Origin of the sequence: Mucilaginibacter paludis DSM 18603, assembly GCF_000166195.2 — a bacterium.
GTDB lineage: Bacteria > Bacteroidota > Bacteroidia > Sphingobacteriales > Sphingobacteriaceae > Mucilaginibacter > Mucilaginibacter paludis.
In genome coordinates this window covers 190354-204691 of the sequence record NZ_CM001403.1, presented here as the reverse complement: position 1 = coordinate 204691, position 14338 = coordinate 190354, and the positions used below count along the sequence as shown (strand labels likewise).

Below are 14338 nucleotides of genomic sequence, written 5' to 3'. Positions count from 1 at the left end.
ATAATTTATATCTCGTCTTTGCTTAAAAGGCCGTTAACTAACCGCCAGATGCCTAATGGATTGGTGTTTTTTAATTCGTCGGCAAGCAATGCCTGCGGCATGTTCTGGTAACATACCGGCCTTGTAAACCTGTTGATGGCCGCTGTGCCCACCGATGTGCTCCTGGAATCGGTTGTAGCCGGGAAAGGGCCGCCATGAACCATGGCACTGCACACTTCAACCCCTGTAGGGTAACCGTTAATAAGGAGCCTGCCAGCTTTCTGTTCTAAAATATCCAGCAGATCCTGGTATTCAATTAGATCAGCATCGGTGCCATGTACGGTGGCTGTTAGGTGGCCGCTAAGGTTTCGGGCTATATCCAGTATATCTTGCCTGGACGTTGCTTCTACCACCATGCTGGTTGGCCCAAATACCTCCTCGGACAAATGAGGCTGGGCTTTTAAGGCATCACTTTTTATTTTGAAAAGTATGGGAGAGGCTGTATTATGGCTATCTGTATGATTCCCCTTCGCCAGTGTTTCTACACCATCAGTGGCGGCATGTTTAGCAACACCGGCATTGTAAGATTGATAGATATTAGCAGCCAGCATAACGCCGCCCGAAGTTTGCGTAAACTCTTCTTCCAGCTTGCTGTTAAAAATTCCGGCACTTTCTGAGTTTTCGTAAATAAGCATCCCCGGATTGGTGCAAAACTGCCCCACGCCTAAGGTTACCGATGCAGAAAACCCTTTGGCCAACAACTCGGTGTGGTTTTGTAAAGCTTGCGGTAGCACAAACACAGGGTTAGTACTGCCCATTTCGGCATAAACAGGTATCGGTACTTCTCTGCGTACCGCAAGGTCATAGATCGCCTTACCTGCACCGAATGATCCGGTAAAAGCAACCGCCTTCACATTGGGGTGCTTAACCAACTGTGATCCTAAAATTGGCCCGTCGCCAAATAACAGGGAGAAAACCCCATCCGGCATACCGGTTGAACGGGCCGCTTTTTGAATGGCCTTACCTATGAGCCAGCTGGTTGCCGGGTGGGCGGGATGAGCCTTTACAACCACACTGCAACCTGCCGCAAATGCCGAAGCGGTATCGCCCCCGGCCACAGAAAATGCCAGCGGGAAATTACTCGCCCCAAAAACCACCACCGGGCCAAGGGGTATCTGTATATAACGGATATCTGGCTTTGGCAGCGGCAAACGTTCTGGATTGGCCGTTTCAATTCGCGCGTCAAGCCAGGAACCTTCCCTCAATAAATTGGCAAACAATTTGAGCTGGCCTGTAGTTCTTCCGCGTTCACCTTCTATACGGCCTTTCGGCAAAGACGATTCAGCGCAACATATAGTAATCAGCTCATCTCCTAAGTCCATAATTTCATCAGCTATGGCCTCTAAATATTCTGCCTTTTCGATTCCTGATTTTTTCCGGTACACCTGGAAGGCGGCAGCTGCTTTTTCAAGAGCTCTATCAACCTCGGCTGGGGTTGCCACAATAAATTCTGCTATTTTTTCGCCATTTGCCGGGTTTATTGAGGTCATGATGTCGCCTCCTTCGGCCGAAGCTACAAAGCCGATAATATGTTCTCCACTTATCATATCGCAACTGTGTTTGTTAATGTTCCAATCTCATCAATAGTGATTTTGACTATATCGCCGCCACGCAGCGTAAAATCGTCGGAAGGGATTATACCCGTACCCGTCATTAAAAAAGCGCCAAAGGGGAAATCAAGTTCTCTGAATAGGTAATCGACCAAGTCGGTATGTTTACGCCTCATCTGGTTGATTGAGATCTGGTCGCTGAATGCGATGGCCGAATCTCGTATGATTTCGATACTGATATTGGTATCCGGGTTGATAGGGCCTTCCGGTACCAACAGGCAGGGGCCAAGGGCAGCTGCACCATTGTATGATTTGGCTTGGGGCAGGTAAAGCGGGTTTTCGCCTTCAATATCCCTCGACGACATATCGTTGCCTATGGTGTAGCCTTCTATAGTGCCCGCCGAACAAATAAACAAAGTTAATTCTGGTTCAGGGACGTTCCATTTGGAGTCTTTACGGATGCGGACTTCATCACCAGGCCCAACCGTACGATAGGCGGGCGCTTTAAAAAAAAGCTCGGGCCTTTCGGCATCGTAAACCCGGGTGTAAAAATCGCCGCCTTTAGCGTCTTTTGATTCCTCTATCCGAGCCTCGCGGCTTCGAAAGTAAGTTACTCCAGAGGCCCAAACTTCCTGGTGGTCTATAGGCGCTAACAGATCCGAAGCGACCACTTCTTTTAATTGATCATCGGCGTTTAGCTGTTTCAATTCATTGCTCACAACTTCAAAAAGATTAACCCGGTTCACAAAAATGTTCCAGCTTTTCTCTTCACTTAAAAAATATTGGTCATTACGGCTAATAATAATACCCTGCCTGGTGTTGTAAATTTTCATCATAATTGGTAAGCTTAAGTCGGGGTGAATATATGGTTTATTGGTTTATATCAGAACCCGGCTTATTGAAAACGATAGGCAAATATGCCTTTTAAAGCGGTATTTACAACATATTGTTAATATACTACAAAAAAATGCTTCAATAATAAAATAAGCCCCTTTATTAAAATTTTAGGTTTGAGCAAGAGGTAAGATAATGCCTGCGACTGTGTTTTACTGCACAATATAAACCTAAAACCAATAATTAAAAATGAGAGCTGAATTGTTGTTGAAATTGAGTATCATTATAACCCTTTTACACCCACTACTCGCATTTGGGCAGGGCGATTCGATAACTATGAAATTATGGGACAATGGCGCTCCTGGGTTTGAGAGCCGCAGAAACGAACCGGAAAAAGGCGATAAATACATTAGCGATGTACATAATCCGTCCATCACAGTGTATCTGCCCCCAAAAGAAAAAGCTACGGGTATGGCTGTTGTGATTTGCCCGGGAGGCGGTCATCGCATGTTGGTTATAAACTCCGAAGGCAGGGAGCCCGCCAGGTATTTCAACAGCCTGGGTATTGCAGCTATTGTTTTAAAATACAGGTTAGCGCGCGATACAATGTCGCCCTACAAAATTACCGTACATGCCCCGCAGGATGCCAACAGGGCCATGCGGCTTGTGCGCAAGAATGCTGCGCAATGGGGCATTGATGCCAACCGGATAGGTATTATGGGTTTTTCTGCGGGCGGAGAAGTTGTTAATATGATGGCCTATGCACCAGGCGATGGAGATTTGCGCGCCACGGATGCCATTAAACGGCTTAGTGCAAAGCCCAATTTTGTAATATTAGTATACCCGGGGCCATTAGGTGTGCCCAAAGAGGTTCTGCCAGATGCACCACCGGTGTTTTTAGTGGCTGCCAATGAAGATGTTTGCTGCTCGCCGCCTATTATTGCACTTTTGCAAGCCTATCGCAAAGCTGGAGCATCGGTAGAAGCCCATATTTATGCAAAGGGTAACCACGCTTTCAACATGGGGTACCGGTCGCCTTATCAATCCTTGAAAGCCTGGCCTCAACGTTTAACCGATTGGATAGTAGATAATAACTACTTTAAATCAGCAACAGAAGTTAAAAAGTAATCAGCTTGAAAATGGAGTAGAACCCCGCCCATTTTAATTAACCATACATATTTTTTATCGTTTATACAGCTAACCTCATTGCTTCTGTTTTGAGGTAATGCTGCCGGTAATCCAACGGATTTTTTTTGGTGAGTGCTTTAAACTGATGATAGAAATGAGAGATGTTGTTATAGCCGCAGGCGTAGCCAATCTCGGCCATATTGTACTCTTCTTCCACCAACAACCGGCAGGCGTGCCCTATCCGCACTTCCATTAAGAACTGGATATAGGTTTTCTTTGTTTTTGATTTAAAGTACCTGCAAAAAGAGTGTTTTCCCATATTGATAATGCTGGCCACATCCTCTAATGCTACCTTTCGGTGGTAATTATTAAAAGTGTACTCAAATATGGTATTGATGCGGCTTTGGTCAACACGGTTTACTTCGGGGTTAAAACCACTGGATGATATCAACTCATATTCTTTTGAGGAAGCTATCAACTCCAGGGCCGATAATAAGTTGATCAGCTTTCTTGAAGGAGAATCGGTAAGCATTTCTTCCGCTATTTTAGCCACTTTTCGTCTGGTTGCGCCTTTTAATCGCAAGCCCAACTTGCTTGTGTTGAGCAGCTTAACAATCGGACTAATTTCGGGAAGGTTTAAGAAAGCATCTCCCCAAATATTATTTTGAAAAAGGATCACTATCGTTTCCCCAATTTTTTCATCATCCCGTTCCAGGTATTTTTTTTCGCCTCTGAATGTATGAGGCAGGTTTGAGCCAAATAAAAATACATCGCCATTTTTAAACGGCCCTACGTGATCGCCTATCAGGCAGGTACCGTACGTTCGTTTAAGTACCAACAGTTCGCACTCCGGGTGATAATGCCATGCACTTGCCATAGCATGGCCTATATCTTTATGTATATTAAAAGAGTGCTCCGGATTAGGGGTTGCCTTTTTTAATGTAGCCTTCATGGTTTATAATTGGTTAAATTACAGCATGAATTTATACAATATAGCTGATATTTTGATAAGTGGTTTTGTTTTTATTGTCGTAAGTTTTATTGGAATTGGATTTTTGTATCAGTAAAACAAGGTGTATTTTTTACACTTAAAATAAATTAAGTATTTGATTGTTAATTATTTATGATGTGATAATCAAAGAAAAGCGATGCGGATGTGTGAAATGAGGCTTGTTAATATATTACAAAAAATTGCTTTGATAATAAATTCCGGGGCTTAAACTATTCCATACTTTTGATCAGATCGCTGGGGTAGCTGTTACTACTTGCTTTTCTCCATCGTATCTTAATATAGCCAATTTTTGCTTATCGAAGTGTAGTGATATGACTGTTTGATTAACAGTTTTAAATTGATTGCACTGGCACCTTTTTTTTAACCTGATCAATACAAAATTACCTATGATAAACGGTGACATTATTTGTCGTACCCAGAAATTGTTTATTAGCGCTCAACGCCTAAGCAACACACTAAGTCCAAATGTGATGGATAGCCAGTTTGGGGTTTTAAATTGGCAGCAAAGCGGATTTAACGCCAAACAAATCAATAACCGAATACGCTGTGAGCGCATGATGGCGCCGGGCAATAATTTACAGCGATGAAAAGAGCTGATTTAAAACTCGTCAGCTATTCTTTTGCAATTGTGTTCCTGCTTTTGTTTATTGCCGCCGTGTTGGCTGGGCGGCATTCGCTGGCGGGATGGCCGCTCACGTTGTTTTTTATAGCGCTGGCCATGGCATTCCGTAATAACAATCTTTTAAAAGGCTTCTCATTTACCGTCGTCATCTTTGCAGCCGTAAGTTTCGCCATGTATTACCCTGCGCATTTTGTACAGTTAGGCAATTTTAAGCTCTCTAAGCTTATTATCCCGCTGTTGCAATTCATCATGTTCGGCATGGGGAGCGAGCTCAGCTTAACCGAACTGATAACCGTAGCAAAAAAACCAAAGACTATCCTGATAGGTACCATTTGCCACTATGCCATAATGCCCTTAGTAGGTTTTACCCTGGTAAGCCTGTTTAATTTCCCTAAGGAAATTGCCGCCGGCATCATCCTGATCGGTTGCTGCCCGAGCGGCCTGGCATCAAACGTAATGGCTTACCTGGCAAGGGCAAACTTAGCTTTATCAGTAGCCATTACCACACTTTCAACCTTGCTTTCGCCCCTGTTAACGCCTTTATTGATGCAGTTGCTGGCCGGCAGATATGTTACCGTGCATTTTTGGGATATGGCCTGGGATACCACCAAGGTAGTTATCATTCCAATAGTAGCCGGGTTGCTGTTTCACTTTCTGGTGAAAGGCAAAATTAAATGGATAGATAAGATTTTGCCTGCCATATCAATGGTTGGGATAGCCCTTATTTTAATGGTTATAACCGCGGCGGGCAGGGAGAGCCTGATTAAAGTGGGCGCATTGCTGGTTTTGGCGGTACTTATCCATAACCTGGCTGGTTATACTTTAGGGTATTGGATAAGCCGTTTGCTGGGTGTTAAAGAAAAAGATTGTCGCACCATATCGCTCGAGGTGGGGATGCAAAATGCCGGTTTGGCCTCGGGCCTGGCTTTACTGATGGGCGGAATGTCGACCATTGGCTTAGCGCCGGCAATATTTGGCCCTTTAATGAATATATCAGGCTCGTCGCTGGCTACCTGGTGGCATGGCAAATTGCCGCCGGAGGATGTAAAGAATGAACCAAAGGAAGCGACGGCGCTTACTTAGCTTATTTTATATTTTGATAACCAATTAAGCATATTGATATGAAACGATTTTATGCAGCTAATTTATGTGTATTGCTATGTTTAGCTATGGCACCGCTGTGCGGCAAAGCCCAGCAAATAGCAAAGGACGAACTCATTTTTTTAACGCCGCTTTGGAAAGGGGAACGTTATACCGATGGCAGGCCAAAAGTACCGGACGGTATCATTAAACGGATGAAGCTGGTGAGTATTGAAGAGGCATGGGCCGTTTTAAAAAACGAAGGCTATAGCTACCAGATTGCCGAAGATTGGCCTATACAAATTAACCCCGACAGTGTGCTGGTAGGCAGGGCCGTAACCGCAACCTTTATGCCTGCCCGCAAGGATGTATGGCAGGCCATTGACGACCGGGGGAAACGCCAGGGCAAAAAAGGGCAGAACACCTGGCCGGTTGATATTTTAATAAAAGGTGACGTTTACGTGGCCGACCAATTTGGCGCACATACCAACGGCCCAACCATTGGCGATAACGTAGGCAATGCTATTTACGCCAAAACCGGTAACGGGATAATTTACGACGGGGCGGTAAGAGATTTACGCGGTTTAAAAGAGATAGGAGGCTTTACATCCTACATAACCAGTTACGACCCATCGTATCATAATCCGCCTGGTGATTTGAATACCATGATTATGGGTATCAATCAGCCTACCCGGATCCGCAAGGTTACGGTAATGCCGGGCGATGTGGTTTTGGCAGAAGATGGCATCGTTATATTCATACCCCCGCACCTGGCAGAAAAGGTAGTGATCAGCTCAGAAATTGTGCGCCTGCGGGATATGTTCGGTCACCTTCGTTTACGGGAAGGTACCTATACCGCAGGCCAGATTGATGCGCGGTGGTCTGACGATATTGAAAAAGATTTTTCTAAATGGCTTAACGATCATATCGATAAGTTGCCTGTTCCGAAAGAACAAATACAGGAAATATTAAAAACACGCACCTGGTAAATGCGCTGCACATACACCGCCGGGATAAACTGAATTATCAACCACTTAAACAAATACCCATGTCAAACTATGCTAAACAAAACAGGCGCTCTTTCCTGTCAAAAGCGGCTCTCTCGGGTGCCGGGCTCATGGCCGCACCCATGCTTAACCTGCAAACCTACGGGCAGGGATTAATAGATGCGAAAGAAAGAACACCGCAAGCATCTGCACCTTCGGATTTAAAGATAACCGATATTAAATGCGCGTATTCGGGCGGCGGCCTGTTTGTGAAAATTTATACTAACCAGGGGATATGGGGCTGTGGCGAAGGTGTTGACGCTATTTCGGGCACATACTACCTTGTTAAGCGTTTAGGTGCTCAGCTAAAGGGGCAAAGCCCGCTTAACCCTAACAGGTTAGCCGAACAATTGCGTAAAGGCGCTTTTTTTGGCGGCGCACAGTCGGGCATGTTTGTAGCGGTACTTACAGCTATTGAAGCCGCCCTTTGGGATTTAACGGGGAAAGCATTGGGCTTGCCCGTATACCAGTTATTAGGCGGAAAATTCAGGGATAAATGCCGTGTATATTGTGATACCGAGTTATACACAGCTACAAACCCGGTGCCCGACGACTATGCCAAAGCTGCCCGTGGAGCGGTTGACAAGGGCTATACCGCCGTAAAATTTGATATTGACGATGCCCGGGACCCCAATAAATATGATCGCTGGAACTGGACAGCCAATAATGCCGAACTGGAACGGATGTTTAACGCGATAGCCGCTGTACGCAAAGAAGTTGGCCAGCACATTGATATTTGTGTGGATATGCACGGACGGTACGATGGTACAACCGGCCGTAAAGTGGCAAAAATGATGGAGCCTTTAAACCTGATGTGGCTGGAAGAACCTGTGCCTGCCGATAATATTGACATTTACAAAACCATTACGCAGGAAACCAGCACACCTATATGCGCAGGCGAAAATTTTTACTTAGCTTATGGCTACACGCGTTTGCTCAGTGAGGCCGGTATTGATATTGTGATGCCCGATCTGCAAAAATGCGGCGGCCTTGGCGAAGGGCAACGCATAGCCAACTTAGCCAACCTGTATTATGTCCCGTTTTCCCCGCACATGGTGGGTTCCTTCCTTGGTGCAATGGCTACAGCCCACGTTTGCGCATCGGTGCCTAACTTCCATATCTTAGAATGGCAAACCTTAAGCGATACTGAACCCAAATGGAAGGAGATTGTAACGTATGATAAACCTTTTATTGAAAAAGGCTTCCTTACGGTATCCGATAAACCAGGAATAGGTGTTGAAATAAATGAGGAAGGCTTAAAAAAATATGCAGTTAAGGGAGTGCCTTTTTTTGAATAACAGTACAAACCTTTTGAACCGCATGGGGCCTTTCCGCTTGATCCGAGATCGTTACCTGGCCGCCAACTATACGGCGGCGAATAAGCTTTAAAATAGATTCCTTTTGCCCAAAGACGATGAAATTCTAAACCGGGTGCCGATCTCTGCAATAAAACAGGAATGGCTATTAGTCCGGCTGAATTATGGAACGCAATATTTTGGGCGATCAAACCGATGTTATCATTGAGGGGAGGACTCAATAGCTACTAAAACGCTAAAGGACACGGCCAATTTGCCCGATTTAATGTTTATAACAATATATTAATAAAAGTATGATGGGTGTCACATTGTTAATATGTTACAATTTTTTGCTTTAATACTGAAATTACTTTTCAGCTAAGTTGCCTTTATTTGTTTTAGAAACTCAATAGTTTCAAAACCAATTATAAATTAAATAATACCATTGTTTTTATTGATTGCCTATTTTGTTTACATGTTACCGGCAGTGGTCACAATTGCTGGTTTACAATAAGGGTTGTTTTTATTAGAAAAAATAATTCCATTGAAGATAGAAATTGATTAAATAACCATAACCAATTATAATTATATGAAATAAATTTACCTACCAACTATAGGATGGTACCAAGGCGGTGCCGAATTCCATTCTTTATTCCCCTAAACCGACAGAGGCGGCTTTACGAGGCTGCAAGGGAATCTCTATTGCAAATTTAAACCTATTTAACTAATTAAATTATGGAAAAAAAGTCATTATCCTTATTATGTATGTGTACTGTTTTAACCTTGGCAATGCTCTTACAATATACAGAAAGTGCCATTGCCGCGGGTAATGCAGTACCCGGAAAAATTGATGTTAAACAAACAGAAGCTATAAAAGAGAACGGCTTTGATAAGAGTCAGCCTCCTTCTGTATCACAAATAATTGCAAAAGCTATTAGCGGTAAAGTATCAGACGAAAAAGGAAACAGCTTGCCGGGTGTAACCGTAACTGAAAAAGGCACGCGTAACGTAGCTGTCACCAATATATCAGGCGAATACAAAATTAATGTGGCCAATACCGGGGCGGTGCTGGTATTTTCCTTTATAGGTTATAGCCGACTTGAAATAGCTGTTGGTAGTAAAACTACGGTAAATGCTTCACTTACTCCCGCTTCGAGCGCGTTAAATGAAGTAATCGTAACCGCGCTTGGTATCAAAAGAGAAGCCAAAAGCCTTGGTTATGCTGCGCAGAAAGCTGATGTACAGGCTATTCAAACCAACCGCACAACTAATTTTGTCAACGCGCTCCAAGGCCAGGTGGCAGGTTTAGATGTTTCGCCGCCTGCGGCCGGTCCGGGCAGCAGTACCAAGATCAGGTTACGCGGGCAATCGTCGTTTACGGCAGATAATTCGCCACTGATAGTAATTAATGGTTTACCGATGTCACAAGGTGCAAGTAGCAGTAATGGAAACTCCCAAAATACCGACCAGGGCGATAACCTGCAGGGCATTAACCAGGATGACATTGAATCGATGACAATTTTAAAAGGATCCACAGCAGCAGCCCTATATGGCTCGCGCGCTGTTAACGGAGCAATTATCATCACTACCAAAACCGGTGCAAAAAATGCAGGCATTGGTGTCGAGTTCAATTCAAACTTTACCGTAAACCAGGCCCTTGATTATACCGATTTTCAGTACGAATACGGCCAGGGCGAAAATAACAAACGCCCCTTATCCCAAGGAGATGCCCAAAGCTCGGGCGCCTGGAGTTTCGGCGTACCGTTTGATAATGTTCCAACTTACCAGTTCGACGGCGTTCAGCGCCCATATGCACCGGTTAAAAACCGTATCAGTAAGTTTTTCAGAAGTGCACCATCATGGAGCAATACCTTGGCCCTTTCGGGAGGAAATGATAAAGGCAGTTTCCGGGTTTCATTTTCAAACCAAGATGCAGACGGCATTATACCTAATAACGACTATCACAAAAAAATATTTAACATCGGCATCAACTATAAACTTACCGATCAATTATCTGCACAGTTTTACGTGAACTATGGCCATGAGTTTAATAATAAGCCACCGTTTATCGGGGTACAGGGACTGTCGATACCCGCATCAATGTACAGGCTTGCCAACTCAATTGATTTTGATGTACTTAAAGCTGGCGCAATAGATGCCAACGGTAACGAAGCCCCCACCTCGCGCTTTTCTACAGTTACCAATCCTTATTGGGTGTTGGCAAAGCAGTTCCAAAAGCAAACCAAAGATCATTTATTGGGGACTGCTGTGTTGCGTTACCAGTTCTTCGACTGGTTATACCTACAGGGCCGTGCCAATATGGATCTTTTACAAACCTCTTTCGAGTCAAATACCGCCACAGGAGGCCTGGGTGTTGGGGGGGCGCCGACAGGCCTGTTTAACGGTGCTTATTCTATCAATTCGGTAAAAACCACTCAGAATAATTTTGATTTCTTGCTGGGGGGCGGCCATACCTGGAAAGATTTTGCCTTTAGCGCCACTGTCGGCGGTAATACCTTTCCTTTGGTATCTTCAACTTTTAGCGAAGGTGTTACCAATTTTTATATCAGAGACTTATATACCATTGGAAATGGTGTTACCAATGTCTCTACTTATAACTTGTCTAAACAAACTGTTAATTCATTATACGGCACGGCTGAGCTTTCTTATAAAAATTTCCTTTACCTTAACGTTACCGGCCGTAACGATTGGTATTCTGTATTTATAAAAGATCTTGATCATTACTTTTACCCCTCGGTTAGCGGTAGCTTTGTGTTTTCTGAACTGCTCCCGAGTGCGAAGTGGTTAAATTTCGGAAAGCTTAGGGTTGCAGTAGCCGAAACCGGCAGTGCCGGTACAGTGGGGGCATATAATGCCTTAACCTTTGCGCTATCATCAAATACATTTAACGGGTTGCCGTTAGGAAGCATCAATAATACCTCTGCACCAAACCCGCAGATCAAACCGTTTGGAGTTAACGAAAAAGAAATAGGGCTTGAAATGCGCATGTTTAACAACCGTGTAAACGTGGATATAGCCGCTTATGATAAAAAAACCAGCAATCAGGCAGTTCCAATCAGCTTATCTGCCTCCAGCGGCTATAGCAGTACGTTGGTTAACTTAGGCGGGCTTGACAACAAAGGCCTCGAAATTAACCTGGAGCTCATACCTGTTAGAAACAAAGACATAACTTGGAAAACAGTGTTTAACACAGCCTTCAACTCGTCTAAGGTCTTATCGTTAGCCAATAACCAATCACAACTGGTTGTAGGCAGCGGCGAGTTTTTTGGGTCAATTGTTGATGTGGTAGGTTTGCCGCTTAATCAAATTCAAGGTTTTACCTATAAAAGGGATGCCGCAGGCAATGTATTGTTAACAGGTGGAAAGCCAACTCCAAGTGCATTACCTGTCAATTTTGGCAGTGGCTTACCTACATCAACCGGCGGCTGGATAAATACGGTGATGTATAAAGGCTTTACCTTAATTGCACATATTGACTACAAGGCTGGCGGTAAAGTACTATCCAGCACCAACTTAAACTTAACAAGGGAAGGGTTATCCAAAGAATCGTTAGTGGGCCGGGTTGGGGGTGTAGTATTCCCTGGTGTAAACGCTGATGGCTCGCCCAATACCACCGCAGTCAATGCCGAAGATTTTTACGCCAACTATCGTACAACTGGTATTCTTGACCCCTTTATCTACAGTTCGAGCTTTATCAAGTTACGCAACCTGTCCTTAGGATACGATCTGTCTAAGTTTATCAATAAAAAATATATAAAAGGCTTAGCGCTTACCGCAGTATGCCACAATGTGCTGATCATCAAAAAGTATACACCTAACATTGATCCGGAAGCGATAGCTTCAAGCGGCGATACTTTAACAGGTTATGAGCAGGCATCACTGCCCACCCAGCGCACTTATGGATTTAACGTAAACATAAAATTCTAATCCTAAATAGAATATGAAAAATATAACCAGTTTTTTAATTTCAGCAATCTGCATTACCCTGGCGTGCAGTTGCAATAAAGGATTTGATGCCTTAAATGTCAATCCAAACAACCCCACACAACTTGATGCCGCGTTTTTATTTACCAATGCTGAATTTAGTACATACGCGTCCATTATGGAAACGGATGCAACAGTTGTGCAGCAATTTGTCAACCCATTTACCGGCGTAACCTCGGCTTTTAATTTCAACCAGGTTAATCAAACGTACACGGCGCAAAGATGGAATGGCGAGTATACAGGTACCAATACAGGTGCTACATCGTCTGCCGGCCCGGTACAGCTACTGGTTCAGATATTAAGCCAACTGAAAGGAAATTCCGCCCGTACCAACTTATATAACGAGGCCAGGATATGGAAAGCCTATCAATTTATGACCCTGGTTGATACATACGGAGACGTACCCTACAGCGAAGCAGGTCAGGCTTATCTGGGCAACATACTTACGCCAAAATACGATAACCAAGCAGTTATTTACACAGATCTTGTTAATGAAATAACCGCCGCGACTGCCGCGCTCGACCCTGCGAAAGACATTGTTAAGGCAGATGTATTTTATGGAGGCAATGTAGCCCAATGGAAAAAATTGGGATACTCGTTATTATTACGTATCGGCATGCGGTATTCAAAATACGACGCGGCAAAAGCGCAAACCATTGTGCAAGCCGCTTTCGCAGGCGGGGTAATGGCCTCCAACGCCGATAACTGCTATTTAAAATACACTACAACCTTTGTTAACCCAGTTAGTCAAAATCTTTCAACACTAACTAATACTTACTACCTGGCGGAGCCTTTTGTAAACCAATTGAAAAACTCGGGCGATCCGCGACTGAAGTATATATCCGGTAAATATCCCAACCCGGTTTCTGCAACAAGCGGCGTACCCGACACCACATCTGCCAATCAGTTTGGTTTGCCGATAGGGTATAGTAGCGCTACCTTACCAAATGCACCTGGTTACCGGGGCGCAAATGGCTCGGGTTTCAATTACTCGCAAATAAATTATACTTACTTAGCAAATTTAACAGCGCCTCAGTTTTTTATCACCTATGCGCAAACACAATTACTGTTGGCAGAAGCCGCTTTCAGAGGATGGATACCCGGCGGAAGCACTCCGGATGTTTATTATGCTAATGGCATACGCGGGGCCATGGATCAATGGACAACCTATAACGCGTCTGCCATAATTCCTTTAGCTACAGAAAACTCCTTTATCAATAATCCGGTTAATGCTTACAATGCTGCAAATGCCTTGAAATTGATTAATACTCAATACTGGATAGCATCGTGGGGTAATGGCCCCGAAGCATGGGCCAACTTCAGGCGCAGTGGTTTCCCTGCGCTAACGCCTAACCCTATTTCAGGTCAAAGTATTACAGGCGGATTTGTTCGCCGGTACGTTTACCCTACACTGGAGCTATCGGCTAATCTTGCTAACTACCAGGCCGCAGTGGCTGATCTGGGTGGGGCAGATAATATGGATACCCGCATTTTTTGGGATAAGTAGGAGTAGTTGAATAAGAGAATGTTGATGCTCTGGTGTAAAGCGGCTGAGGGTTTATGAGCCTATGCGAAGACTACATTCCGGAGCGTTGAGCTTATTACTCCTAATTAACATTGATATTTTAAAACCAGGAAGAAAATTCCGGCTGTAATAGGCCGGTATTTTTTTGAGAAGTTGATCTTAACATATATAAAATAATTACTTTGCCGACTTGTTTATTGTA

At 44.1% G+C, this 14338-nt stretch carries 9 protein-coding genes; 6 read left to right on the top strand and 3 right to left on the bottom strand.

What is annotated here, in order from left to right:
- Positions 1–5: 5 nt before the first annotated feature.
- Both MUCPA_RS00790 and MUCPA_RS00785 read right to left on the bottom strand, forming a co-directional pair.
- Positions 6–1586 (bottom strand): aldehyde dehydrogenase (NADP(+)), encoded by a 1581-nt coding sequence (locus tag MUCPA_RS00790; protein WP_008503907.1) that lies wholly within the window; start codon positions 1584–1586, stop codon positions 6–8.
- Positions 1583–2425 (bottom strand): fumarylacetoacetate hydrolase family protein, encoded by an 843-nt coding sequence (locus tag MUCPA_RS00785; protein WP_008503906.1) that lies wholly within the window; start codon positions 2423–2425, stop codon positions 1583–1585. The genes MUCPA_RS00790 and MUCPA_RS00785 overlap by 4 nt, the downstream gene beginning before the upstream one ends.
- Before the next feature lie 247 nt (positions 2426–2672).
- Here MUCPA_RS00785 and MUCPA_RS00780 point away from each other — a divergent pair, with 247 nt between their 5' ends.
- Positions 2673–3551, top strand: a complete 879-nt coding sequence (locus MUCPA_RS00780; RefSeq protein WP_008503905.1) for an alpha/beta hydrolase — start codon at positions 2673–2675, stop codon at positions 3549–3551.
- Between the two features lie 61 nt (positions 3552–3612).
- Here the strand turns inward: MUCPA_RS00780 and MUCPA_RS00775 are convergent, their stop codons facing one another.
- Complete coding sequence (locus MUCPA_RS00775) at positions 3613–4503, bottom strand: AraC family transcriptional regulator (RefSeq protein ID WP_008503904.1); 891 nt, start codon at positions 4501–4503, stop codon at positions 3613–3615.
- Between the two features lie 643 nt (positions 4504–5146).
- Between MUCPA_RS00775 and MUCPA_RS00765 the strand changes: the two genes are divergently transcribed.
- The 5 genes from MUCPA_RS00765 (at position 5147) to MUCPA_RS00745 (ending at position 14118) form a co-directional block, all read left to right on the top strand.
- On the top strand, positions 5147–6268 hold the full coding sequence (locus MUCPA_RS00765) for a bile acid:sodium symporter family protein (RefSeq protein ID WP_008503902.1): 1122 nt from the start codon (positions 5147–5149) through the stop codon (positions 6266–6268).
- A gap of 38 nt (positions 6269–6306) precedes the next feature.
- Entirely contained in the window at positions 6307–7254 is a 948-nt protein-coding gene (locus MUCPA_RS00760; RefSeq protein WP_008503901.1) for an RraA family protein, read from the top strand.
- Positions 7255–7313: 59 nt separating this feature from the next.
- Positions 7314–8609: a mandelate racemase/muconate lactonizing enzyme family protein gene (locus tag MUCPA_RS00755; RefSeq protein WP_008503900.1), complete on the top strand. Its 1296-nt coding sequence runs from the start codon at positions 7314–7316 to the stop codon at positions 8607–8609.
- A gap of 786 nt (positions 8610–9395) precedes the next feature.
- Positions 9396–12554 (top strand): SusC/RagA family TonB-linked outer membrane protein, encoded by a 3159-nt coding sequence (locus MUCPA_RS00750; RefSeq protein ID WP_157543784.1) that lies wholly within the window; start codon positions 9396–9398, stop codon positions 12552–12554.
- A gap of 13 nt (positions 12555–12567) precedes the next feature.
- Positions 12568–14118 (top strand): SusD/RagB family nutrient-binding outer membrane lipoprotein, encoded by a 1551-nt coding sequence (locus MUCPA_RS00745; RefSeq protein ID WP_008503898.1) that lies wholly within the window; start codon positions 12568–12570, stop codon positions 14116–14118.
- The last annotated feature ends 220 nt before the right edge of the window (positions 14119–14338 follow it).

What these genes read in the sequence shown, in the direction of transcription:
- MUCPA_RS00765 (WP_008503902.1), top strand. Translation starts at nt 5,147, where the DNA reads ATGAAAAGAGCTGATTTAAAACTCGTCAGCTATTCTTTTGCAATTGTG.
- MUCPA_RS00790 (WP_008503907.1), bottom strand. Translation starts at nt 1,586, where the DNA reads ATGATAAGTGGAGAACATATTATCGGCTTTGTAGCTTCGGCCGAAGGA.
- MUCPA_RS00745 (WP_008503898.1), top strand. Translation starts at nt 12,568, where the DNA reads ATGAAAAATATAACCAGTTTTTTAATTTCAGCAATCTGCATTACCCTG.
- MUCPA_RS00775 (WP_008503904.1), bottom strand. Translation starts at nt 4,503, where the DNA reads ATGAAGGCTACATTAAAAAAGGCAACCCCTAATCCGGAGCACTCTTTT.
- MUCPA_RS00750 (WP_157543784.1), top strand. Translation starts at nt 9,396, where the DNA reads ATGCTCTTACAATATACAGAAAGTGCCATTGCCGCGGGTAATGCAGTA.
- MUCPA_RS00780 (WP_008503905.1), top strand. Translation starts at nt 2,673, where the DNA reads ATGAGAGCTGAATTGTTGTTGAAATTGAGTATCATTATAACCCTTTTA.
- MUCPA_RS00755 (WP_008503900.1), top strand. Translation starts at nt 7,314, where the DNA reads ATGTCAAACTATGCTAAACAAAACAGGCGCTCTTTCCTGTCAAAAGCG.
- MUCPA_RS00785 (WP_008503906.1), bottom strand. Translation starts at nt 2,425, where the DNA reads ATGATGAAAATTTACAACACCAGGCAGGGTATTATTATTAGCCGTAAT.
- MUCPA_RS00760 (WP_008503901.1), top strand. Translation starts at nt 6,307, where the DNA reads ATGAAACGATTTTATGCAGCTAATTTATGTGTATTGCTATGTTTAGCT.